Source organism: Flavobacterium sp. RSP15, assembly GCF_003968755.1.
Lineage (GTDB): Bacteria > Bacteroidota > Bacteroidia > Flavobacteriales > Flavobacteriaceae > Flavobacterium.
In genome coordinates this window covers 22,240-46,907 of sequence record NZ_RYDL01000001.1, presented here as the reverse complement: position 1 = coordinate 46,907, position 24,668 = coordinate 22,240, and the positions used below count along the sequence as shown (strand labels likewise).

18 protein-coding genes are annotated in these 24,668 nt (G+C 34.4%); 9 read left to right on the top strand and 9 right to left on the bottom strand.

Annotation, left to right across the window (positions count from 1 at the left end; genetic code table 11):
- Positions 1 to 39: 39 nt before the first annotated feature.
- On the bottom strand, positions 40 to 807 hold the full coding sequence (locus tag EKM00_RS00175) for a sulfite exporter TauE/SafE family protein (protein WP_126515094.1): 768 nt from the start codon (positions 805 to 807) through the stop codon (positions 40 to 42).
- Positions 808 to 936: 129 nt separating this feature from the next.
- Here EKM00_RS00175 and EKM00_RS00170 point away from each other — a divergent pair, with 129 nt between their 5' ends.
- Positions 937 to 1,458, top strand: a complete 522-nt coding sequence (locus tag EKM00_RS00170) for a DUF7935 family protein (protein ID WP_126514826.1) — start codon at positions 937 to 939, stop codon at positions 1,456 to 1,458.
- A 3-nt stretch (positions 1,459 to 1,461) separates the two neighbouring features.
- On the opposite strand, the gene EKM00_RS00165 is transcribed toward EKM00_RS00170, so the two are convergent.
- From EKM00_RS00165 to EKM00_RS00155, 3 genes are all read right to left on the bottom strand, one after another.
- A complete protein-coding gene (locus EKM00_RS00165; RefSeq protein ID WP_126514825.1) occupies positions 1,462 to 2,361 on the bottom strand; it encodes a patatin-like phospholipase family protein in 900 nt (299 codons plus the stop codon).
- A gap of 50 nt (positions 2,362 to 2,411) precedes the next feature.
- On the bottom strand, positions 2,412 to 4,472 hold the full coding sequence (locus EKM00_RS00160) for a M1 family metallopeptidase (RefSeq protein WP_126514824.1): 2,061 nt from the start codon (positions 4,470 to 4,472) through the stop codon (positions 2,412 to 2,414).
- 129 nt (positions 4,473 to 4,601) lie between these two features.
- Positions 4,602 to 4,931, bottom strand: a complete 330-nt coding sequence (locus EKM00_RS00155) for a transposase (RefSeq protein WP_126514823.1) — start codon at positions 4,929 to 4,931, stop codon at positions 4,602 to 4,604.
- A gap of 97 nt (positions 4,932 to 5,028) precedes the next feature.
- On the opposite strand from EKM00_RS00155, the gene EKM00_RS00150 reads away from it, so the two are divergent.
- Positions 5,029 to 5,766 (top strand): diphthine--ammonia ligase, encoded by a 738-nt coding sequence (locus tag EKM00_RS00150; RefSeq protein ID WP_126514822.1) that lies wholly within the window; start codon positions 5,029 to 5,031, stop codon positions 5,764 to 5,766.
- Between the two features lie 408 nt (positions 5,767 to 6,174).
- Here EKM00_RS00150 and EKM00_RS00145 read toward each other — a convergent pair whose 3' ends face one another.
- A complete protein-coding gene (locus EKM00_RS00145) occupies positions 6,175 to 6,720 on the bottom strand; it encodes a DUF1697 domain-containing protein (protein WP_126451462.1) in 546 nt (181 codons plus the stop codon).
- A gap of 139 nt (positions 6,721 to 6,859) precedes the next feature.
- On the opposite strand from EKM00_RS00145, the gene recG reads away from it, so the two are divergent.
- From recG to EKM00_RS00115, 6 genes are all read left to right on the top strand, one after another.
- Positions 6,860 to 8,968, top strand: coding sequence for an ATP-dependent DNA helicase RecG (gene recG / locus EKM00_RS00140; RefSeq protein WP_126514821.1), 2,109 nt, complete (start codon positions 6,860 to 6,862; stop codon positions 8,966 to 8,968).
- Positions 8,969 to 9,343: 375 nt separating this feature from the next.
- The gene (locus EKM00_RS00135; RefSeq protein ID WP_126514820.1) at positions 9,344 to 10,414 is read left to right on the top strand and encodes an efflux RND transporter periplasmic adaptor subunit; all 1,071 of its coding nucleotides are present in this window, start codon (positions 9,344 to 9,346) and stop codon (positions 10,412 to 10,414) included.
- A 60-nt stretch (positions 10,415 to 10,474) separates the two neighbouring features.
- Positions 10,475 to 13,570, top strand: coding sequence for an efflux RND transporter permease subunit (locus EKM00_RS00130; RefSeq protein WP_126514819.1), 3,096 nt, complete (start codon positions 10,475 to 10,477; stop codon positions 13,568 to 13,570).
- Between the two features lie 52 nt (positions 13,571 to 13,622).
- A complete protein-coding gene (locus EKM00_RS00125; protein ID WP_126515093.1) occupies positions 13,623 to 14,936 on the top strand; it encodes a TolC family protein in 1,314 nt (437 codons plus the stop codon).
- Positions 14,937 to 15,089: 153 nt separating this feature from the next.
- Entirely contained in the window at positions 15,090 to 15,953 is an 864-nt protein-coding gene (locus tag EKM00_RS00120) for a bestrophin family protein (protein WP_126451457.1), read from the top strand.
- Between the two features lie 75 nt (positions 15,954 to 16,028).
- Positions 16,029 to 16,952 carry an AraC family transcriptional regulator gene (locus tag EKM00_RS00115; RefSeq protein WP_126514818.1) on the top strand — a complete coding sequence of 308 codons (924 nt, stop codon included), beginning with the start codon at positions 16,029 to 16,031 and terminating at the stop codon, positions 16,950 to 16,952.
- On the opposite strand, the gene EKM00_RS00110 is transcribed toward EKM00_RS00115, so the two are convergent.
- Together EKM00_RS00110 and EKM00_RS00105 are read right to left on the bottom strand one after the other, a co-directional pair.
- On the bottom strand, positions 16,953 to 17,327 hold the full coding sequence (locus EKM00_RS00110; RefSeq protein ID WP_126451455.1) for a DUF779 domain-containing protein: 375 nt from the start codon (positions 17,325 to 17,327) through the stop codon (positions 16,953 to 16,955). It lies immediately after the preceding gene.
- A gap of 251 nt (positions 17,328 to 17,578) precedes the next feature.
- Complete coding sequence (locus tag EKM00_RS00105; protein ID WP_126514817.1) at positions 17,579 to 19,084, bottom strand: aldehyde dehydrogenase family protein; 1,506 nt, start codon at positions 19,082 to 19,084, stop codon at positions 17,579 to 17,581.
- Between the two features lie 266 nt (positions 19,085 to 19,350).
- Between EKM00_RS00105 and pheT the strand changes: the two genes are divergently transcribed.
- The gene (gene pheT / locus EKM00_RS00100) at positions 19,351 to 21,771 is read left to right on the top strand and encodes a phenylalanine--tRNA ligase subunit beta (protein ID WP_126514816.1); all 2,421 of its coding nucleotides are present in this window, start codon (positions 19,351 to 19,353) and stop codon (positions 21,769 to 21,771) included.
- A 179-nt stretch (positions 21,772 to 21,950) separates the two neighbouring features.
- Here the strand turns inward: pheT and EKM00_RS00095 are convergent, their stop codons facing one another.
- Together EKM00_RS00095 and rpsA are read right to left on the bottom strand one after the other, a co-directional pair.
- Positions 21,951 to 22,505 (bottom strand): fasciclin domain-containing protein, encoded by a 555-nt coding sequence (locus EKM00_RS00095; RefSeq protein ID WP_126514815.1) that lies wholly within the window; start codon positions 22,503 to 22,505, stop codon positions 21,951 to 21,953.
- Positions 22,506 to 22,876: 371 nt separating this feature from the next.
- Positions 22,877 to 24,661 carry a 30S ribosomal protein S1 gene (gene rpsA, locus EKM00_RS00090; RefSeq protein WP_126451451.1) on the bottom strand — a complete coding sequence of 595 codons (1,785 nt, stop codon included), beginning with the start codon at positions 24,659 to 24,661 and terminating at the stop codon, positions 22,877 to 22,879.
- Between the last annotated feature and the right edge of the window lie 7 nt (positions 24,662 to 24,668).

The window sequence follows — 24,668 nt, the reverse complement described above, 5'->3', positions numbered from 1 at the left end:
CATTTTGCTACTCTTCTTAATAAGATATTCTTGTGTTTATTATCTCAAAAATACATCGTACGCAAAACGGATTAAAGTCCCAACAACTACAACTAGAAAAAAAATCCGAATAAAACTATTTCCCTTGTTAATGGCTATTTTTGCTCCAATCCATCCGCCTAACGCATTGCTGACAGCCATGGGTAGTGCAATTGCCCAAATAATTTTTCCTTTTAAAATAAACAAACATATAGAACCAAAGTTTGTCGCCAGATTCACCATTTTCGCATTTGCGGAAGCGTGCAAAAAATCGAAACCCATAATGGCGATAAAAGCCACAACCAAAAAACTTCCGGTTCCCGGTCCGATAAATCCATCATATAAACCAACTACAAAACTGATTCCGATAGCATTCCAAATTTGAGTTCTTGGGGAATGATTTTTTTCAATATGTTGTCCAAAATTTTTCTTGGCGTACGTGTAAACAACTAAAAAAGAAAGAACCACCAATAATAACGGTTTCATGAAATCATTGCTCACATACGTCAATAAAGTAGAACCCAAAAATGCCGATGGAAAGGCCAAAAGCATCATAATCGACAATAGTTTCCAGTTCATATCTACCTTTTTTAGATATTGATATGCTGCAAAGGAAGTACCACTAAAAGCAGGAACTTTCAAGGTTCCAATTACGGTTGCAACAGGAAGATTCGGTAATAAAACCAATCCCATAGGCGTTTGTATTAATCCGCCACCTCCAACAATTGCATCAATAAATCCAGCAGCAAAGGCCGCAATACAAAGTAAAGCCAAAACGTAAGTCTCCATCATAGTATTCAATTAAAATATTCTTGTTACGAACAACAAAAATAGCATTCGGTTTCATTTATTGCTATTAAATAGAAATTGATTTATACTCAAAAAAGTATATTTTTGCTAAATAATTTTCACATCAAAATGGATTCTACAAAAATCATAGAAATTCTGGGCTACACAATACCTTCCCTAATTACTGGAGGTGTTGCTTATTATTTATTTAACGCTTATTTCAAAGACCAACAAAATACAAGACGCTGGTTATTACAAAAAGACGCTCAAAAAGACTTATTGCCTCTGCGCTTGCAGGCTTATGAGCGTATGGCTTTGTTTATGGAACGGATCAATCCTTCAAAACTTTTAGTTCGAATTACCCCTCTTTCAGAAGATAAAAACGAGTATCGCAATTTTGTAATTGCACAAATCGAACAAGAGTATGAACACAATTTAGCACAGCAAATCTACATTTCGGATGAGTGTTGGTCCATTATTGTTACAGCCAAAAATGCAACCATTCAAATGATTCGTTTGGCAACAACTAATGAAAGAGTAAAAGACGCAAATAGTTTGCGGGAAATTATCATTGAAGATTTATTAGAGAAACCTTCTCCAAGCACTGCAGCATTGGCTTATATTAAAAACGAAGTGGGACAATTGTGGTAAGAGTTATTTTATATCACTCATAATTTCACTTTTAGTCAATGCGTATTCGTAACCTTGTTTCCACCATTTTTTCATTTCTGTTTTGTTAAAAAAAAGCGCATTATCAGTCAAATGCGTTGGAGTATAATAAAAATTTATGGTTACATTATTATTCTTTGCTGCCAAAAGACCAATGGCAATGTCCTTTTTCTTTACCTGTTCGAGAACAGTCCCAAATAAATTTACCAATAAAGAGAAAGGGTTTCTACTGATAATTTTTTTACTAATTTGGGTTTCTGTTTGCAAGATAATAACATCAATTTCTGTTGCTCCTCGATTTATGGCTTCTCGAATTGGTACTAAATTGGTAAATCCACCATCGCCATAATCACTTCCTTTTTTATTAACCAAACTCATGAAGGGAAGATAATTACATGAAATCCAGATCCAATCACAAAACTCAGAATATTCAAAATCTTTAATTGACTTGTACTCCACTTCATTAGTGCTCAAATTGGAAACGGTAATGATAACATCTTTGCTCCCGGCTTTTAATTCTTTAAACTCTTCACGAGTAATGGATTTTCGAATTAATTTTCTCAAACTATAACTTTCTCCAAAAGTCTTACTCCCTCTGATGAGATTGATTAGTACATTAAAATGGTTTATCGAAATAACAAATACCCCATTTTTATTTTTTACAAAAAAAGGACGTCTACTAAAAATACTGGACTGATTTACAGAGGTGAAAATCTCTTTTATTTTTTCAATTTTATTTAAAGCCAAATGAGGAATCAGCAAACTTCCAGTTGAAGTTCCGACGAAAAGATCATATTTATCGGCTTCTTTTTCTAAAAGAAATTCTGCTACCCCGCCTGCAAATGCTCCTTTACTACCACCCCCTGAAATGACTAATGCTTTCATCTATTTTATATTGAAATAATAAATCTTATATTATTATCTCGTTAAAGTAATTAAAAAATCAATCTTTTCAATTGAAATTGCTCCTTTTCAATCAAATTTGGTAAAATCCTTTCGAATGAAAGCTGCATTTCTTTGTTTTTTAGCAAGGTTCTAATGTTGTCTCTCGCAAATTTTGAAAACTGCCACATTTGATGTGTTGATGCATTGATCAAGTTTTTCAAAACCGTGTCGTTTATTATTCCAAAAGTAAGAAGATTTTTCAAAGCATTTTGGCGTGTTGTCGCTTCATAAATTGAAGAAGAATAATTCACCAATTCCGTGATTAAATCCGTTTTGTCTGATGCATAATCTGGACTTGACAAGGCTAAGCTAAGCCACAAGGTTTTAAGATTATAATCATTAAAACCAATCCAGTCTTTGGATTTATCCAAATAAAGAGAGCGATATTCGGGGAAATTATTCCATAAATGATACAACGCTATTTCTTGGGTTTGATAGGAATGATCATCGAGTAAAGTCTCATATTGCAAACGGAAATCTTCGGGTATTTTAGTCAAAGTACTAGCTACTGCCTGACGCACTTGGAGATTTTCAGTTGTTAAAGCCAATGCCAGAAGTTCTTTTTTATCTTCCCAGTTTTCATTTTTTAATTGATTTAAAATAACTTCTTTTACCAAAAAATAAACGTCAGATTGCATTGTTTTTTCAAGAAAATCCTTTTTCTCTGACAACGGTTTGTTTTTTAATTTATCGACTTCAAACAACACCTGAATTGATTTGTTTTTAAGCAATAAACTATTGGCTTGTTGTGTATTGAAAACAGTAGTTTCAAGCCATACTTCACTAAAATTATCTAAATCATAACTTGATACTTTTTTGATTTCAGCAAAAAAATCTGTTGTATTCACATTTTGAAATGCATTTTTTTCCAAATAACTTTTTATCGCTTTTTTAAACGCCTTATCCCCTATTTCTTTGTCTAAAACAAAAAGTGCCCAAGCTCCTTTTTGATAAAAAGTCAATGAACTGGCTTTGGCATTCAAAACCGGAATGCTATCCGTTCTGGAAGCGTATTTTAATTGTGATGCCGACTCATATAATTTGGAATAAAAATAATCTTCTCCATAGATTTCCTTTTCGGCCAGCAACGCATAATAGGTAGCAAAACCTTCCTGTAACCAATGATGCTTGCTGCTTTCGGCAGTGACTAAATTCCCAAACCACTGATGCGCTAATTCATGCGCATTGACATTCGTGTAACTTCTGTCTTCAAAACCTGTAGAATCCACCACATAACGCGTGTTGAAAAGCGTTGCTGATGTATTTTCCATTCCGGCATACAAGAAATCTCGAACAGGTGCTTGTTTGTAAATTTCCCAAGGATACTTCACTCCTATTTCCTTTTCTAAGAAATCAAACATTTTTTTAGAGTTGCGATAGGTTGGTTCAAATTTGGAAACGTCTTTTAGTCCCAAATACATTTCTAAAGGAATTCCAGAATTTGATTTCTCGATTTTTTTTTCAAATTTACCGATGGTAAGCATCAATAAATACGAACTCATTGGTTTCTGCATTTGGTATTGCCAAACCGAAAGTCCATCAAATCCAGATTTAAATCTCAAAGTTCCATTTGAAATTACCTGATATTCTTTTTTGAATATAATATTCAGGTTGAAAACCACTTTTTCATTGACATCATCAAAACTCGGAAACCAATGACTGGTATATTTTCCTTGTCCTTGCGTCCAAATTTGTAAATTATCATTTGCTTCTGAACCCGCGAAATACATCGTTTGTTTTGGCTTTGCCAAATACTGAAAAGTCAGGTTGTTTTTTCCATTTGTGAACGGAAATATAATTTGTAATTGTGTCTCAGTATTGCGAAAATTAATCGGTTTTCCGTTCAGTTTTACATCTGAAAATTCCATGTTTTGGGCATCAATTTTAATGGTATCTATAGATTTCAAAACATTAAAATCATAATTAACATCACCAGAAACAGTTCTTTCAATTGGATTTATTACAATTTTCCCTAAAACTGATTTAAAATCAACAAATTGGGTTTGTTGGGCGAATGTGAACGTGGAAATAAAAAAGAATAGGTATTTCATTCTATTTTGGATTTATGGAATCTGTATTCCAATTTTTAAGATTGTTTTTTATGTAATGGTATACGGCATGGAATGAATTGTAATTGCGTACAATATGATCGTGATAATTTGATTGCCAAATGGTATTTATCATGGGTTGTTCCGGTTGTATGGTAGAGACGCACTGCAGTGCGTCTCTACGTCGGATGACGAAACAATTTCAATCAACAAATGAATATGATTGGGCATAATGACCCAATTATGAAAAAACCAACGTTCCCTTATTGTAATTGATTTCAACAATTCCGTTTCAATGATTTTTCCGTTATCGTTTAGTGTCATTTTATCATCAGCAATAGTTCCAAAAATGCATTCCCTATTCTGAGCAACCAAAGTAATGAAATAAATAGCTTCACTGTAATAATCCCAATTTTTCAATCGATTTGATTCGGTTTGATATCTAATTTTAAATAATGGCATTTTAAATTATTGCATGATTTCCAAAGTTACAAAGGTTTCCTAAACTAATCCGACAAATTTTGTAAGTTTACCTACAGAAAATTACAAGATAATTACATTGAAAAAGAAAGCCTTATTTAATTGGAGCAGCGGAAAAGATTCTGCACTGGCCTTATATAAAACGCTACAAAATCCAGAAATTGAAATTGCCAGTTTACTGACCAGTGTGAACCAAGAACATCAGCGTATTTCGATGCATGGCGTCCGAGTAGAATTATTGAAACAACAGGCCGAAAGCATTGGATTGCCTCTTGAAATTATGCAAATTCCTGAAATGCCAACCATGGAGGTGTACGAAAATGTGATGCGGGAAACATTGGAAAAACAAAAAAACCAAGGTGTAACCCATTCTATTTTCGGAGATATTTTCCTAGAAGATTTACGTAAATACAGAGAAGACAAACTAGCCGAAATAGGTTTTGAAGGTATTTTTCCGCTTTGGAAAATCCCAACACATGATTTAATTCAAGAATTTATCAGTTTAGGTTTTAAAACAATTGTGGTTTGTGTCAATGAACGCTTTTTAGATAAAAGCTTCGTTGGTCGCGTGATTGATCAAAGTTTCATCAATGAATTACCTGAAAATGTAGATGTTTGCGGAGAAAACGGAGAATTTCATACCTTCACTTTTGACGGTCCCATTTTCTCGAAACCTATCAATTTCGAAATTGGTGAAGTTGTTTATAGAAAATACGAAAAACCAGAAAAGGAAGATTCATCTGATACTGCTTGTGACACGAGCGCTTCTGATGCATTTGATTTTGGTTTTTGGTATTGTGATCTGGTTGAAAAATAATCTATTTAATGGCTAATAAATTCAGTACTTTCGGATAGGCTTCATTTTTATAATTAAGGTTTTAAAAAAAGTACCAAAAATTTTTAAACTCCTGAGATCTCTTTCGCAAAAATGCTTCATAATCCTAAATTAACCAAAACTAAACCTTATGAAAATGTTCAATAAGAACTTATAAATTACTTTTTTAACTAAAATTGTATTTGACTTCGCTTACACAGATATTTTTAAAATGATTCTTCCTGTAAAAGATTGCGTCAAATTATAAATATTTTATTTCTAAAGTTAAAAATAGATTCTGAAACATCCTTGTTTTGACTCTAAAAAAATACCGCTAATTCGCAAATTTCAAATGGATGATAACATTTGAAAATTAGCGAATTAGCGGTTATACTAGATTTTAAAGTCTTATTATCTTTCCTCGTAAAGTTTCAGTAATTGCGTCACAGTATTCCAATTGCGGATTGTTGCAATAACATTTAGCTTCTTCTCGATGTATTTTTGGTCGAATCGGGTTTTTCCGGCGCCAACAGCGTATTTTATAAAAATTCTGCTGCCGTCAATACTGGCTTCATCCGGTTTGAACTGACTTATTCTCAAATCATTCATACTGCTACTTTGTAACGTAGTCGATATAAAAGCCACATATAACTTCTTAGTATCAATATCTTTTTCCTTCAAGAAAGGATTATTCTTGAAACATGCTTCTAAATCTGCAGAGCTAATGACTACAACCGGCACTTCATGACCAAAAGCCTTGAAAATTTCCTGTTTTATTTTGAATCCAACAGCAGCTGAACTTTCTTCTTCTGTATCTACAAAAACATTGCCCGATTGAATATACGTTTGTACATTTTGAAAGCTAATGGCTTCCAAAGTTGTTTTTAGCGCCTCCATTTTTATCATACTATGACCTGAAACATTGATGCCACGGAGTAATGCGAGATGAGTTGTCATTTTTTACTTTTTTTTACGAAGGTATTGCGTTTGGTGTTAATTTCACAATTAAGTTAAGTTTTAACTTTACATTTTTAATAAAGCATTTTAGAATCAATTACACTTTCCAAATTTCCAAACAAAAAACTATCTTCGCACTATGCAACAAAACCTCCTACTCACTCCCATCGAATACTTGAAAGGCGTTGGTCCCAATCGGGGCGAATTGCTTCGTAAGGAATTGGGAATTTATAAGTACGTGGATTTGGTTAATTTTTTTCCAAATAGATACATAGACAGAACGCGCTATTACAAGATTAACGAACTGCAAAATAATAGTGCCGAAGTTCAGATTATCGGTAAAATTATCAACATCAAAACTGTAGAATTTGGCAAAAACCAAAAGCGATTGGTAGCGACTTTTGTAGATGATACAGGACAAATGGAACTCGTTTGGTTTCAAGGTCACAAATGGATTCGGGAGAGTTTAAAGCTCAATGAAATGTGTGTAATTTTTGGAAAATGCACCTCTTTTGGAAATGTGTTCAACATGGCGCATCCCGAAATTGAATTGATGACAGAGCATGAACAAAGTCTGCGTTCAGCGATGCAACCCGTGTATCCTTCGACAGAAACTTTGACTAATCGCGGAATTTCAAACCGGGTGATTAATAAACTGATGCAGCAATTGTTTCTGGAAACACAAGCGTTATTCACGGAAACTTTACCGGATTATTTGATTAACGAATTGAAGCTGATTCCTAAAAAAGCGGCTTTATTCAACATTCATTTTCCAAAAAGTGCTGATGTTTTAGCAAAAGCCAAATTCCGATTAATATTCGAAGAATTGTTCTTTATCCAATTGCAATTAATCACGAAGAATCTCATCCGAAAACATAAAATAAAAGGACATCCGTTTACAACTGTAGGCGAAAACTTCAATGATTTTTATCAGCATCATTTGCCTTTTCAACTGACAAATGCTCAAAAAAGAGTGATAAAAGAAATCCGAACCGATATGGGAAGCAACGCCCAAATGAACCGATTGCTGCAAGGCGATGTAGGTTCCGGAAAAACAATTGTGGCTTTTATGAGCATGCTTTTGGCGCTTGATAATGGCTTCCAAGCCTGCTTGATGGCACCAACAGAAATCCTCGCCAATCAGCATTTTATGGGTTTATCCGAATTGGCCGAAACTTTAAATATAAATATCCGAATCCTAACAGGTTCTACCAAAATAGCTCAACGCCGAATTATCCATGAAGAACTGGAAAACGCAACGTTACATATTCTCATCGGAACGCATGCTTTACTAGAAGATAAAGTAAAATTCAAGAATTTAGGACTGGCTGTAATTGATGAGCAACATCGTTTTGGCGTAGAACAACGCTCTAAATTATGGAAGAAAAATGTGATTCCGCCACACGTTCTGGTAATGACCGCCACGCCTATTCCCCGGACTTTGGCGATGAGTTTGTATGGCGATTTAGACATTTCAGTAATTGATGAACTGCCTCCGGGACGAAAACCGATTCAGACCGTACATCGTTTTGACAGCAACCGTTTGAAGGTTTGGAAATTCCTTCGGGACGAAATCGCTTTGGGTCGCCAAATCTATATAGTGTATCCGCTCATCCAGGAATCGGAGAAAATGGATTTCAAGGATTTAATGGACGGTTACGAAAGTGTTTCCAGAGATTTCCCATTGCCACAGTATTCGATTTCAATTTTGCACGGAAAGATGAAACCAGCGGAAAAGGATGCAGAAATGAAACGCTTTTCAGAAGGGAAAACTAATATTATGGTTGCTACAACTGTAATTGAAGTTGGCGTGAATGTTCCTAATGCCAGCGTGATGATTATTGAAAGTGCGGAACGTTTTGGATTGTCGCAACTCCATCAGCTTCGAGGTCGCGTGGGTCGTGGTGCGGAGCAAAGTTATTGCATCCTGATGACAAGTCACAAATTGAGTTCTGACAGTAAAACCCGAATGGAAACGATGGTGCAAACAAACGATGGTTTCGAAATTGCGGAAGTCGACTTGAAGCTTCGTGGTCCGGGTGATTTGATGGGAACACAACAAAGCGGCGTACTGAATCTTCAAATTGCCGATTTAGTTCGAGACAGAGATACTTTGGCTTTAGCCAGAAATTATGCTTTAAAACTTCTGAAAGAAGATGCAGGGATGCAAAAACCGGAGCATACCGCTTTGAGAGTTGTTTTCTTAGAAATGACAAAAAAGAAAAACATCTGGAATTATATTAGCTAACCTAAATTCTTATTTTGAGAATAATGTTCAACTTTTGTCTTTGATTAAAACTAAAACGGCGAGAAGTTGATATTTTATCTTGCTAACGTAATTTTTGATCGTATGTACTTTTTAATTTAGTTTCGTTAAATATTTTTTTTCTATTATCAATTAAACCATTTCCGTTTTTTGTAGTCCTACAATCTAATGAGTTTCCGAAAACATTTTTTTTAATGCTATATTTCTAAAATATTTAGAATTCAGAAACGTATTTTTTACGGACAAGACATTTGTATGTACAAACGTTAAATAAAAATTAACACCTCAATTAATTCATTTCTAAAACCTAAATTTGTCTTTAACTAAAAAACTGAGACCTAATCTTACTTAATAACTATGAAAATTAAATACCTAGTTTATGCCTTGTTAACAATCGGAATCATTGGATTTATTGGTTACCGAATAAAAGAAAACAAAAGTAAAAGTGGCGATTCAAAAGATCAATCAGGAAATATCAAATCAATGAATGTCAGTGGAATTATTGTAGAGCCACAAACGTTTGATAATAATTTATCGCTGTCTGGTTCTATTGAAGCCAATGAACAGGTTGAAATCAGGAGTGAAGTTTCAGGAATTGTTGAACGAATTTATTTTGAGGAAGGAAGTAGCGTCAGCAAAGGCCAAGTACTTTTTAAAGTGAATGATTTAGAGTTAAGAGCCCAATTGAGACAAGCATCTACTCGAGAAGGATTAGCTTCAGAAAATGCAAGAAGAGCACAATTATTACTTCAAAAAGAAGCCATTAGCCAGGAAGAATATGATTTAGCCAGAGCGGATCTAAAATCAGCAGAAGCCCAAACTCAGTTGATTCAAGTTCAAATTGCCAAAACATCTGTACGAGCGCCCTTCTCAGGAAAAATTGGTTTGCGCTCTATTTCTCCGGGGATTTATATTACACCTTCCATGTTAATTGCAAATCTTGTGAACACCAGCAAGCTAAAAATAACTTTTTCGATTCCTGAAAAATATGCTACACAAATTAAGAAAAACACCTCTTTACACTTTACAGTAGCCGGATCTAATAAAAAATATAGCGCTATGATTTATGCTATTGAGCCAAGAGTGTCTGTAGCTACCAGAACCATACAAGTACGAGCATTAGCAGAAAACAAAGACGGTAACTTATTACCGGGACTTTTTGCCGATGTAGAAATGCCTTTGGATATTATCAAAGATGCGATCTTAGTCCCAACAGAAGCGATCATTCCGGTTCAAAACGGTAAAAAAGTTTTTATTTCCAGTGGAGGAATAGCAAAGCAAGTGATGGTCGAAACCGCCACCAGAACGGATGCTTCCATCTTAGTACTTTCAGGACTTAAGGCGGGTGATACTTTATTGACCAGTGGTATTATGTCCTTAAAAAATGATGTTCCTGTAAAAGTAACTGTCGCTAAAAATAATATTTAAGGTCAATACCCTTAAAATTAAATCCCTTTGTTTATTGGGATTAAAAACTAAATTAAAACAATGAGTTTATCAACTTTAAGTATCAAAAGACCTGTATTAACTATAGTAATGAACCTTTCCATTGTGTTATTTGGAATAATTGGGTATAGTTTTTTGGGAGTCCGGGAATTTCCTTCTATTGATCCTGCGCAAATTTCGATTCGAACCAATTATGCCGGAGCAAATGCGGATATTATTGAGTCACAAATTACCGAGCCTATAGAAAAAGCAATCAATTCTATTGAAGGAATTCGAAACATTACTTCGTCGAGTACCCAAGGAAACAGCAGCATAACCATTGAATTTAATTTAGGTAAGGATCTTGAAGCTGCCGCAAATGATGTCCGGGATAAAGTATCTCAGGCAGTACGAAATTTGCCAGAAGACATTGATTCCCCTCCTGTTGTCTCTAAAGCAGATGCCGATAGTCGTGCCATTATTTCGATGACAGTTCAAAGTGATTCCAGAAATTCCCTAGAATTAAGTGATTATGCTGAAAATGTTATTGCCCAAAGATTAGAAACAATCCCTGGAGTCAGTGGAGTTCAAATTTGGGGACAACAGAGATTTGCCATGCGTTTATGGATTGATCCTGTCAAATTAGCCGCTTACGGATGTTCCGTAGCCGAAGTTAGAGATGCCTTAAATCAACAAAATGTAGAACTCCCTTCTGGAAAAATAACGGGCGATAATACGGAATTAACAGTAAAAACAGCTGGAAATTTATCTACAGCCGAAGAGTTCAATAATATTATCATTCGTTCCGAAGGAGCAAAAACGGTTCTTTTTAGTGATATAGGTACAGCGGTTTTAGGACCTGAAAATCTGGAAACAAAAATGACGCAATCCGGTTTACCGTTAGTGGGTGTAGCTATAGTTCCGCTTCCTGGTGCAAATTATTTAGATATTTCAAAAGAATTCTACCTAGAATACGATAAATTAAAAAAGGATTTACCCAAAGATATTAAATTAAACATTGTTATTGACAGCACTATTTTTGTAAAAAAATCCGTTATTGAAGTGGCTGAAACCTTATTAATTTCTATCATTCTGGTAATTCTGATCATTTATTTATTCTTTAGAGATTGGGCTATTGCCATTAGACCCTTAATTGACATACCGGTTTCGCTAATTGCAACGTTCTTCATCATGTATCTTTTTGGTTTCTCGATAAATGTACTGACTTTATTAGCTATTGTTCTTGCTACAGGGCTGGTCGTTGATGATGGAATTGTTGTCACGGAAAATATTTTTAAGAAGGTCGAAGAAGGGATGTCTCCAATTGAGGCAGCTATAAAAGGCTCTAATGAGATCTTTTTTGCTGTAATCTCTATTTCAATAACTTTAGCAGCCGTATTTTTACCGGTAATTTTTCTGGAAGGATTTGTTGGGCGGCTATTTCGGGAGTTTGGCGTTGTCATAGGAGCCGCAGTATTAATTTCGGCTTTTGTCTCATTAACATTAACACCGATGTTAAATGCCTATTTGATGAAAGGCGGGGAACAAAAAAAATCAAAATTCTATATTTATTCGGAACCATTTTACCAAAGATTAAATAGTGGTTATGCCAGTGCATTAAGTACTTTTATGAAACGAAAATGGATCAGTTTTCCCATTCTTATAGCTTGTTTTGGATTAATATATGTATTTTTTAATTTATTGCAAAAAGAAACTGCTCCTTACGATGACCGTAGTGCTCTTGTCATGAGAATGACAACTCCTGAGGGTTCGTCCTACGAATACACGGACCGCTTTATGCAAGAATTATCACAATTAGTAGATGATTCTATTCCGGAAAAAGAGGTTGCTTTGGTAATTACATCACCGGGATGGGGTTCCTCCTCTGTAAATAGTGGAATGATTCGACTGGCACTCTCAGAAACAGGAGAACGAGAAAAATCTCAAAAGGAAATTGCAGAAAAATTAAACAGATTAACAAAAAAATATCCCGAAATTAAGACTTCAGTTATTGAGGAACCTACTATTGCAGTAAACAGACGTGGAGGTCTACCAATTGAATACATTATTCAGGCTCCTAATTTTGAACAATTGGAAAAAAAGATTCCTGAATTTATGGATGAGGCTGACAAAAACCCTACGTTTTCGGTTACCGATGTTAACCTAAAATTTAACAAACCCGAAATCAATGTTACTATTGATCGGGAAAAAGCGAAAAGTTTAGGTATATCTGTTATGGATATTGCACAAACCTTACAACTTTCTTTGAGCGGACAGCGTTTTGGTTATTTTATGCGCAATGGAAAACAATATCAGGTCATTGGACAATTTGAACAAGAAGACCGATCCAAACCTTTGGATTTAACTGCTATGTATGTAAAAAATAGTAGTGGAGAATTAATCCAAATGGATAATGTTGTTAGTATTCAAGAACAGAGCAATCCGCCACAATTGTACCACAATAACCGATACATGTCAGCCACTGTAACTGCCGGATTAGCCCCGGGAAAAAGTATCAGTGATGGAATTGATGCCATGAATGAAATTAAAGCGAAAGTACTTGACGACACTTTTACCACTGATTTAGGGGGCGAATCCAGGGATTATGTAGAGAGTAGTTCTAATACCTCTTTTGCTTTTGGATTGGCTTTACTGTTAATATTTTTGATTCTGGCAGCACAATTTGAGAGTTTTATCGATCCTTTAATTATTATTTTGACAGTTCCAATGGCTGTTGCAGGTGCTTTATTCTCCCTTTGGTTGTTTGATCAGACGTGGAATATTTTCAGCCAAATTGGAACGGTAATGCTTATTGGATTAGTCACGAAGAATGGGATTTTGATAGTTGAGTTTGCCAATAAACTGAGAGAAGAAGGAAAACCAAAACTGGAGGCTATTTTAGAAGCTTCTGAATCCAGACTTCGTCCTATTTTAATGACTAGTTTAGCTATTTCATTGGGAGCTTTGCCTATTGCCTTATCTTTAGGAGAAGCATCTACCAGTAGAATTGGAATGGGAGTTGTCATTGTTGGCGGAACAATTTTCTCTTTAATTCTAACTTTATTTGTAATCCCTGCCATGTACTTAATGTGGTCTAAAGCTAGAAAACATTATCCTGAATTTGATCATATTGAAGAATATGAAAAAGAAGTTCAATAATGTGAACGGAGCAACAAATGACAAGGATTTATCTGTGACAAAAAAAACAATTATGACAAATACTAAAATACTCTTTCGCAGTTTAATTTTAATTTTCTTTTGTATTTTAAATACCCAAGCACAAGAAGTGCTAACATTGGAAAGTGCCATAAAAATAGCATTGGAAAATAATTACGAAATAAAAATTGCAGCCAATAATTTAAAAATAGAAAAAACAAACGTAGCGGTTGGAAATGCAGGAATGTTACCCATCGTAACAGCTTCTGTAGTGGACAATAACAGCGTTCAAAATAGTTCCCAAACCAGGCAAGACGGTGCAGAAACGGAATTAGACAATGCTAAAAATAACAGTTTGAGTTATGGTGTCGGTCTGGACTGGACCATTTTTGACGGATTCCGAATGTTTGCTCGAATGAACCAGCTCAAAGAGTTACAAAAACTTGGGGAAGCCCAATTAAAGCTGACCTTAATTACTAAAATTAGTGACGTAAATGCTGCATATTATGATTTAGTGCAACAGCAACAACAATTGGCCGCTCTGGATACGACAATTGTTATTTCAAATCAGAGACTAATTTTAGCACAAAACCGATTTACAATCGGAAAAGCATCTAAATTAGAGGTTTTGAATGCTCAGGTAGATTTAAATACAGACCAAGTCGCACTTTTAAGACAAAAAGAACTCTATGCTAACAGCAAAATCCTGCTGAATCAAATTATGGCTAGAGATCTTAAAATTAATTTTAAAGTAATCGATGTACTTGCAGTAGACCGACTGTTATTTCTTCCGGAACTTACTGTGCTGGCCGAAAAGCAAAACCCACAATTAGAAGCTCAGATCATCAATAAAAGAGTAGCTGAATTGCAATTGAAGCAAATCAAAGCAGGACGTTATCCTACAATCAGAGTTAATACGGCCTATAACTTTTCAGAAAGTCAATCCAGTCTTGGTTTCGTCACACAATCGCAATCCAGAGGTTTTAATTATGGCTTTACAGCAACATTAAACCTGTTTGATGGATTTTCTCAAAATAGAAATGAAAAAATAGCAAAAATTCAAATTGAAAATTCCAAAATATCAATTCAGCAACAAAATTTGATCCTAAATGCTCAATTGGCAACCTCCTATCAAACCTATTTGACCAATTTAGAATTGATAACATTGGAAGAAAAAAATCAAGCAATAGCCCAACAGAATTTGACTATAACTTTAGATAAATTTCGCATTGGAACCATTACCACTCTAGAATTCAGAACCGCACAATTGAATTATGTTAATGCAAAGGTTCGCTATAGTAACGCCCAATTTCAAGGCAAATTATCTGAAATTGCACTTCGAGAATTGGCGGGAAATCTTATTTTTTAATTTGACAATAATTCACAATTTTGTTCTTTTTTCCATGGCTCAATTTTCGAATTTTAAAGACAAAATGAATGGTAGTTTACAGTCAAAAATTTTGGTTCCTTATTTAGAACCAGAAAGTTCATTTTAGTTTATTTTTGCAAATAAAAAATCTGAATGACTTCGTATAACCCTAAAGATTGGATTAGTTTTATTTTCCATTTAAGCAAAGCCGATACTTTTCGGAAATTGATACCAATGATGCTACTTATTGGTATTTATTCCGGTGTAATAGGGTATTTTGAAATTGAATATTGGCATTTGCCGGATAACAGTCCCGTAAAAAACATTTCAATAATGCACGGAATGTTGGGTTTTGTAATTTCATTATTATTAGCCTACCGAACCAATACAGCTTATGATCGCTGGTGGGAAGGAAGAAAATTATGGGGATCATTGGTAAATAACAGTCGTAATTTATCCATTAAATTGTCTGCAATGTTGCAGGACGAAAAAGATCGTAATTTCTTTCGCAAAATAATTCCCGGGTATGCCTCAATTTTACATAAACATTTAAACGACCGTGACACCAGCCTGCAACTTTTTGACGATCTGGATTTAGACATTGATCATCACAAACACAAGCCCAATCAGGTCGCAAAAATGATGTTTCAAAAAATCAATGATTTGTATGTTTCTAAAAAAATAACAGGCGACCAACTCTTGATTTTAAATGCTGAAGTTCATTCGTTTACTGATATTTGTGGTGCCTGTGAACGTATAAAAAACACTCCTATCCCCTATTCATACAGTGCTTTTATCAAAAAATTTATTTTTATTTATGTACTGACTTTGCCTTTTGGATACGTGTTTAGTTTGGGATATTATGTAATTCCGGTTGTGGTATTTATCTTTTATGTTTTAGCAAGTTTAGAGCTGATTGCCGAAGAAATTGAAGATCCTTTTGGCATGGATGCCAATGATCTGCCCACTAAAAAAATGGCGGAAAACATAAAAAAACACGTCGAAGAATTAATTTAAATATTCCATAAATAGCACTAAAATTTAAGTTATTTACTTTAAATTTAGACTTTTCCTTTTTTAAAGTTTAAATTTATGAATAGTAATCGTACCTTCATCATTCCGCCGCATTTATCAAACGAGAAATCGTTAAAAACATTAGTGGAGAACCGAACGGTTTACTCTTTGAACCATTGCGAACTAAATCTTTTTGAAACTTATGAATCATCGGCATTAGTCCCTCTAAAATTTAATGATTTTGTAGTGACCAGCATGCTCAGAGGTAAAAAAGTGATGCATCTTTTTGATGATCCGAGCTTTGTGTACTTACCAGGAGAAACAGTAGTGATTCCCTCAAATGTAGAAATGAAAATTGATTTCCCGGAGGCTACAAGAAAAAATCCAACACAGTGTTTGGCTTTGGCCATAGAGCAAACTAAGATTATAGATACCTTACAGTTTTTGAACGAACGGTATCCTAAAGACGGAAACGACCAATTTTGGCAATTAAACTACCAAAATTATTTTTTCTACAACAATGTAGAGCTGGCAGGTACCATCAATAAATTAATCAAAGAATGCATGAGTACGTCTATTACTAAAGATGCTCTGGCTGATTTGACTTTACAGGAATTATTGATCCGAATAATACAAACCCAAACCGCAAAAGCTATTGATGATGGCTTATTTATTGACCAAAAAAATCCCATTACACAAGTGGTAGAATACATTCGATTGAATCTGAAAGAAAATTTCAGTATGAAACATTTAAGTGAAAAAGCCTGTATGAGTACCGCCTCGTTCTATCGGTTTTTCAAAAGAGAACTAGGAATGAGTCCGATTGAATTTGTGATTAGCGAAAAAATGAGATGTGCGAAACAATTGCTCAAAAACCCAACCATACAAATTAATGAAGTTTGTTATTTATCCGGGTTTGAAGATTGTAATTATTTCATTCGGTTATTTAAAAAACACGAAGGAATTACCCCCAAACAGTACCAATTATTATGCGTAAATTGATCATTCAATAAAGGTTACTGGCTCAAGTGATAGTTCTTCTTCAGGTGTAAAAATTCTGTATTCGACTCGGAATGTTTTTTTCAATGGTGTTTCTAATGAAAAACCTCCTACGCCAAATGCATCAATCACATCCAAAGTAAAATGGGCATGTTTCCAATATTCAAATAAATCCTTATCCACCCAAAACTCCGTATTCTCGATAGTTCCAATACATACGTCGCCCATGCGTTGATAAAAACCCCCTTTTTCAAAACATTGTGGCTGTGTTCCTTCGCAACAGCCCCCCGCTTGATAAAACATTAAATCGCCATGTTTTTCCTGTAAAATTTTGATTAATGCTATTGCTTTTTCTGTGGCATCGATTCGTTTTGTCATTATAAAATTATTTAATAAAATATCCGTTAAGTGATACTAAAATTTCAGTATCTTTTTAGAGCATTATTAACTTAAGAAAGTTACGTTTTTAACCTTAGTAAGCATTAATCTCTTCATGGTTCAAAGGATTTTTTTTCAGAACAAAAATTTCTAATTAATCATTGTGGCTCTTGGTGAAATTTATTTAAAGATAAAACCTGACAAATTATACAATCTGTCAGATTTAAAATTAACCAATAATCAGAAGTTTATTAAAAGAAACCTAATTTGTTTTTATCATAAGAAATCAGCATATTTTTTGTCTGACGGTAGTGTCCCAACATCATTTTATGATTTTCGCGACCAATTCCGGATTGTTTATAACCTCCAAAAGGAGCCCCTGCAGGATAGGAATGGTATTGATTAATCCAAACGCGACCTGCTTGAATCGCTCTAGGAACCTGATAAATTTCGTGTGCATCACGTGTCCAGAGTCCGGCTCCTAAGCCATACATCGTGTCATTTGCAATGGCAATCGCTTCTTCTGTTGTTTTAAAAGTAGTCACGGCTAAAACAGGTCCAAAGATCTCTTCCTGAAAAATACGCATTTTGTTGTGTCCTTTGAAAAGTGTTGGTTTGATATAATATCCTCCTTCAAGATCACCTTCTAATTTATTTTCTTCACCACCTATCAAGAGTTCTGCCCCTTCTTCTTTTCCTAATTTTATATAACTTAGGATTTTTTCTTTTTGAACTAATGAAGCTTGTGCTCCCATCATTGTAGTTCTGTCTAACGGATTTCCTAGTTTTATAGCTGCTGTTCTTTCAATTACTCGGGAGATAAATTTATCATAAATATCTTCATGCACTAATAATCTGGACGGACAAGTACAAATTTCACCGTTATTTAAAGCAAACATGACGGCACCTTCAATGGCTTTATCAAAAAAATCATCGTCCGCATCTCCTACTGATTTCATAAAAATATTTGGTGATTTTCCTCCCAATTCCAAGGTTACAGGAATAATGTTTTCGGTGGCATATTGCATCACTAAACGCCCTGTTGTGGTTGATCCGGTAAAGGCTGCTTTAGAAACTTTTTTGTTGGTTACTAAAGCTCTTCCCAATTCAGCACCAAAACCATTCACAATATTAATGACTCCCGGAGGAAGTAAATCGCCAATTAATTCCATCAGAACAAGAATCGAAATTGGTGTACTTTCAGCTGGTTTCAAAACTACAGTATTTCCTGCGGCCAATGCAGGAGCTAATTTCCAGATAGCCATTAAAATAGGGAAATTCCAAGGAATGATTTGGGCAATTACCCCTAAAGGTTCACTTAAAGCTATCGAAACGGTTTGCGAATCTAATTCAGTTATTGAACTTTCTTCTGCACGGATTACTCCGGCAAAATAACGAAAGTGATCAATTGCTAGGGGCATATCGGCCGCTAATGTTTCTCGAATGGCCTTCCCATTATCAATAGTTTCAACAATAGCGAGGTATTCCAGATTGTCTTCCATAACCTGAGCAATTTTATTCAATATATTGCTGCGTTCTGTAGCTGATGTTTTACCCCACGTCTGAAAAGCTTCATGAGCTTTGTTGACCGCCAAGTCTAAATCGTCTTTACTGGAATGTGCTGCTTGTGTAAATACTTTTCCGTCAATAGGAGAAACAACATCAAAGTACTCCCCTTTAATTGGTGCAACAAACTTTCCCCCAATATAATTATCATATTTTGCCTTAAATTCAGGTCTTTGTGCTACGTTATCCATATTGTTTTCTGTTTATATTTTATCAAATATAGTTACCTATTTCTCTTTAGAATAGCACAATTCATTCAAGTAATAGCATTAAATTTAAATATGTGTTTTTTTAACCTGATTTTATTATTTAATTCACATATAATTATATTTAAGATTCCTTTATCTGTATTTTTAATTCGTAGTCAATCCATATAAATGAGTTGTAAAAAACCAAAAAAATTGTTTTTTACTCCAAACTGCAATCCTTATATTTGCAGTCTCATTAAAATTAAAAGATGAAAATATCTTACAACTGGTTAAAACAATTTATTAAAATAGACTGGAAATCCGAGGAAACTGCAGCATTACTAACTGATTTAGGATTAGAAGTAGAAATTGTTGATAAATACCAATCCGTAAAAGGCGGATTAGAAGGCATTGTTGTGGGACACGTGCTTACGTGCATCCAACATCCGGATGCTGACCGATTAAAAATTACCACAGTCGATTTAGGAAATGGCGTTCCTGTACAGATTGTATGTGGTGCCACTAATGTTGCTGCAGGACAAAAAGTGCCGGTTGCTACTATTGGAACCACATTATATGACGCCTCGGGAATTGCTTTTATAATAAAAAAAGGAAAAATTCGCGGACAAGAAAGTCACGGAATGATTTGTGCAGAAGATGAACTAGGACTAGGCGATAGCCATGACGGAATTATGATACTGGACGATGCTTTAGCAGCAGGAACTCCTGCATCCACCGTTTTTAAAATTGAAAATGACGAAGTTTTCGAAATTGGATTGACACCCAATCGTGCTGATGCCATGAGCCATTTGGGAACTGCTCGGGATTTGAGAGCAGGAATGCTGCAAAGCGGTGTCAATGTAGAACTGATCACCCCTTCGGTAAGTAATTTTAGAGTAGATAAAAGAACCTTAAAAATTGATATTGATGTCAAAGAGTCTAAACTGGCTCCTAGATATTGTGGTGTAACCATTTCTGGTATAGAGGTAAAACCATCACCAGCTTGGTTGCAAAACCGATTGAAAGCTATTGGAATCAATCCTAAAAATAATATTGTAGATGTAACCAATTATGTTTTACATGAGCTGGGTCAACCACTTCATGCCTTTGATACTGCAAAAATTAATGGAAAGATACTCGTACAAACACTTCCTGCCGGAACTAAATTCATTACTCTTGATGATGTAGAAAGAACCTTACACGAAGAAGATTTAATGATTTGTGATGAAAAAGGACCTTTATGTATTGCCGGTGTTTTTGGCGGAAAAAAATCAGGAGTAGGTGAACATACCAATTCTATTTTTCTGGAAAGTGCTTATTTTAATCCCGTAAGTATTCGTAAAACAGCGAAAAGACATCAATTGAATACGGATGCTTCCTTTCGATTTGAAAGAGGAATTGACCCAACCATTACCGCATACGCCCTAAAAAGAGCAGCTCTATTAATACAAGAAGTAGCAGGAGGCGAAATAACATCTGATGTTGTGGATATGTATCCAAAAAAATTGGAAGACTTTTCAGTGTTTTTAAATTTTAGTAAAGTCGCTAAAATAATTGGTCAGGAATTACCAAAAGATACGATCAAACAAATCTTAGCGTCATTAGAAATTAAAATCAATAGTGTTTCTGACGCAGGTTTAGGTTTAACCATTCCGGCTTACCGGGTTGATGTACAAAGAGAAATTGATGTAATTGAAGAAATATTAAGGGTTTATGGTTACAATAACATTAAATTTTCAAAAAAATTGAATGCTACTGTTTCTAATTCTCCCAGAAACGAAGACTATAAAATACAAAATCTGATTGCCACACAATTAAATTCTCAAGGATTTAATGAGATGATGGCTAATTCACTGACGACCGCTTCTTATGTAGCGCTGAGTGAAATACTTAAAGAAGAACACAACGTAACAATGCTAAATCCGTTAAGTGCTGATTTATCAACAATGCGACAATCCCTGTTATTCTCCGGATTAGAGGCTGTTTCCTATAATATTAATCGTAAAAATTCCGATTTAAAATTATTTGAATTTGGAAAATCATACCACAACTATCTTGCTGGTTATGAAGAGAAAAAACATTTGACTTTATTTCTTTCCGGAAACAGAAATCAAGAAAATTGGACTAACGCTCAAAAACCCTCTGATTTCTTTTTGTTTAAAGGCTATGTCCACGGAATCCTTTCAAGATTAGGGATTCAAAAAACACAAAATTTACCTGTTACATCTGATATTTTTTCTGAAGGAATTGCAATTGGATGTCTCAAAGATACTTTGGTAGAATTTGGGGTGGTAAAAAAATCAATATTGAAACATTTTGGAATCAAACAAGAAGTATTTTTTGCGGATTTTAATTGGGCTCTAATTTTAAAATTAATTTCTGCGAAAATAAAATATACCGAGATTCCAAAATATCCGGAAGTGCGCAGGGATTTGGCTTTGCTTATAGATCAAAACATAACTTATGAAAGTATTTATAACATTGCACGGCAGACAGAAAAAACACTTTTAAAAGATATTAATTTATTTGATGTATATCAAGGTCAAAACCTTCCTGAAGGAAAAAAATCATACGCATTAAGTTTTATCATTCAAGATAATTCTAAAACACTGACTGATGCACAAATTGACAAAATAATGAATAAACTACAACATCATTTTGAAACGGAGCTTGGAGCTACTTTAAGATAGTTTTTTAAAAATAACGATACATTTTCATTCAACTTTATCAATTATCTTAGATGCATTCTAACATAATAATTAAAAGAGAAATCCCGGTTTTATCCTGGGATTTCATATATACAAAAGAGCCCTGCTAATTAGCAGGGCTCTTTTTCATCTAACCAACAATTTAACCTCTATCTTAAAAACTATTGTTTAGGCAATACAACGGCATCAATCACATGAATAACACCGTTTGATTGATTCACATCAGCAATTGTAACTTTAGATTTTCCACCATTTTCATCCGTAATATATAAATCTTTTCCTTTCATCCAAGCAGTTAAAGTACCACCACTAACCGTTTTCATTGTAGCTTTCCCATTCCCCTTTTTAATAGCTTTTGCAATATCCATCGCATTCATTTTCCCTGCAACAACATGATATGTCAATATTGTTTGCAACATTTTTAAGTTTTCAGGCTTCAATAAAGTGTCAACGGTACCTTGTGGTAATTTATCAAATGCGGCATTTGTTGGAGCAAAAACAGTGAATGGTCCTTTACTTTGTAATGTTTCTACTAAACCAGCTGCTTTTACTGCAGCAACTAATGTAGTATGGTCTTTAGAGTTCACCGCATTTTCAACAATATTTTTAGTTGGATACATAGCTGCTCCTCCAACCATAACACTTTTTTGAGCGAAAGATGCAGTTCCAAATACCAATGTCATTAATGCAATTGATAAAAATTTTCTTGTTTTCATAAATTCTATTTTTTTTAAGTTATATAGTAGGATTTACGCAGTAAAATTGCTTTTGGTTTTAAAAACACACACTTATTTCACAAATTACTAGTAATCAATTATATATATAATATATTTTAATGCGTCTTTACTAATCTAAAAGGTGCCAATGAGACCAGATTGCAGGAAGTGTCTTTTGTAGAACGAGTTACTTATGTAAATTAGTACTTGTGATGGGTTTATACAAGTAACATACTCCGTACAGCGGGAGGATCTTTTTTTTGTGTCTAAGAATGTTTCACTTCTAAGAAAAAGTCAAATCGGAATTTGATTTTACACAAAAAAAGCCCCACATTACTGTGGAGCTTTCTATATTCAAAAAAATCAAGAAATTATTTTTTCTCTGATTTTTCCATTTTAGCTTTTAATGCTGCTAATACATCATTACTATCACCTAAAGTTGATGCCGAAGCATTGTTACTTGTAGATGCTGAAGATGATGTGTTTTCAGTAGCTGCTTTCACATTTTTCTCTTCTTCTTCACGGAAGATAGCAGTGTGAGAGGCAACCACTCTTTTGAATTCTTTGTTGAATTCGATAACTTTGAAATCAGCTGTTTCGCCTTTTTTCAATTTCTTTCCGTCTTCTTTTTCAAGGTGACGTGTAGGAATGAAAGCAACGATATCATCACCAAATTCTACAGTAGCTCCTTTGTCAACAATTTCAGAAATTTCACCGTTATGGATTGTTCCAACTGCAAATGAATCTTCATATTGATCCCAAGGATTAGCAGTAGTTTGTTTGTGACCTAAAGATAATTTACGTCCATCAACATCTAATTCTAATACTACTACATCTAATTTTTCACCAACATTTACAAATTCAGATGGATGTTTGATTTTCTTAGTCCAAGAGAGGTCTGAGATGTAAATCAATCCATCAATTCCTTCTTCTAGTTCTACGAAAATTCCAAAGTTTGTAAAGTTTCTAACGATACCTGAATGTTTAGAACCTACAGGATATTTAGCAGTGATATCAGTCCAAGGATCTTGAGACAATTGTTTGATACCTAATGACATTTTACGGTCATCTCTGTCTAATGTTAAGATAACTGCTTCAACAATATCTCCTACTTTTACGAAATCTTGAGCAGAACGTAAATGAGTAGACCAAGACATTTCAGAAACGTGGATTAAACCTTCAACACCTTCAGCCACTTCAATAAATGCACCGTAATCAGCGATTACAACTACTTTACCTTTTACTTTGTCTCCAATTGCTAATTTAGCATCTAGAGCATCCCAAGGGTGTGCGTTTAATTGTTTCAATCCTAATTGTATTCTTGTTTTTTCGTCATCGAAATCAAGGATTACAACGTTTAATTTTTGGTCTAATTCCAATACTTCAGATGGGTGGTTGATTCTTGACCAAGAAAGGTCAGTAATGTGAATCAATCCATCAACTCCACCTAAGTCAATAAAGACACCATAAGAAGTAATGTTTTTAACAACACCTTCTAATACTTGTCCTTTTTGCAATTGACCGATGATTTCTTTTTTCTGGATTTCGATATCCGCTTCAATAAGCGCTTTATGAGAAACAACAACATTTTTGAATTCGTGGTTAATTTTTACCACTTTGAATTCCATCATTTTGTTTACATATACATCGTAGTCTCTAATTGGTTTAACATCAATTTGAGATCCTGGTAAAAACGCTTCAATTCCGAAAACGTCAACGATCATACCACCTTTAGTTCTGCATTTTACAAAACCATTAACGATTTCTCCTGTTTCGTTAGCCGAAATAACTCTATCCCATGATTTGATAGTACGTGCTTTTCTGTGAGACAATACTAATTGACCTGTTTTATCCTCACGGATGTCAATTAATACTTCAACAGTATCACCTACTTTTAAACTTGGGTTATAACGGAATTCGTTCAATGAAATAACACCTTCCGATTTTGCGTTGATATCAACAATAACGTCTCTATCTGTAATTCTAACAACTGTTCCATCTACTACTTCTTCTTGATCCGTAGCGATAAATGTTTTTGAAACTAGTTCTTCAAATTCTAATAAGTTTTTTTGATCCACTGCATCAATACCTTCTTCAAAGTTGTGCCAGTTAAAATTTGCTAAAAACTCTTCTTGTGATTTTACTTGTTCAGACATGCTGATT

Coding starts and splice junctions, on each gene's coding strand:
- EKM00_RS00160 (WP_126514824.1), bottom strand. CDS start 4,472: ATGAAATACCTATTCTTTTTTATTTCCACGTTCACATTCGCCCAACAA.
- EKM00_RS00145 (WP_126451462.1), bottom strand. CDS start 6,720: ATGACAACTCATCTCGCATTACTCCGTGGCATCAATGTTTCAGGTCAT.
- EKM00_RS00115 (WP_126514818.1), top strand. CDS start 16,029: ATGAATAGTAATCGTACCTTCATCATTCCGCCGCATTTATCAAACGAG.
- EKM00_RS00105 (WP_126514817.1), bottom strand. CDS start 19,084: ATGGATAACGTAGCACAAAGACCTGAATTTAAGGCAAAATATGATAAT.
- EKM00_RS00095 (WP_126514815.1), bottom strand. CDS start 22,505: ATGAAAACAAGAAAATTTTTATCAATTGCATTAATGACATTGGTATTT.
- rpsA (WP_126451451.1), bottom strand. CDS start 24,661: ATGTCTGAACAAGTAAAATCACAAGAAGAGTTTTTAGCAAATTTTAAC.
- EKM00_RS00170 (WP_126514826.1), top strand. CDS start 937: ATGGATTCTACAAAAATCATAGAAATTCTGGGCTACACAATACCTTCC.
- EKM00_RS00165 (WP_126514825.1), bottom strand. CDS start 2,361: ATGAAAGCATTAGTCATTTCAGGGGGTGGTAGTAAAGGAGCATTTGCA.
- pheT (WP_126514816.1), top strand. CDS start 19,351: ATGAAAATATCTTACAACTGGTTAAAACAATTTATTAAAATAGACTGG.
- EKM00_RS00155 (WP_126514823.1), bottom strand. CDS start 4,931: ATGCCATTATTTAAAATTAGATATCAAACCGAATCAAATCGATTGAAA.
- recG (WP_126514821.1), top strand. CDS start 6,860: ATGCAACAAAACCTCCTACTCACTCCCATCGAATACTTGAAAGGCGTT.
- EKM00_RS00130 (WP_126514819.1), top strand. CDS start 10,475: ATGAGTTTATCAACTTTAAGTATCAAAAGACCTGTATTAACTATAGTA.
- EKM00_RS00135 (WP_126514820.1), top strand. CDS start 9,344: ATGAAAATTAAATACCTAGTTTATGCCTTGTTAACAATCGGAATCATT.
- EKM00_RS00110 (WP_126451455.1), bottom strand. CDS start 17,327: ATGACAAAACGAATCGATGCCACAGAAAAAGCAATAGCATTAATCAAA.
- EKM00_RS00125 (WP_126515093.1), top strand. CDS start 13,623: ATGACAAATACTAAAATACTCTTTCGCAGTTTAATTTTAATTTTCTTT.
- EKM00_RS00120 (WP_126451457.1), top strand. CDS start 15,090: ATGACTTCGTATAACCCTAAAGATTGGATTAGTTTTATTTTCCATTTA.
- EKM00_RS00175 (WP_126515094.1), bottom strand. CDS start 807: ATGGAGACTTACGTTTTGGCTTTACTTTGTATTGCGGCCTTTGCTGCT.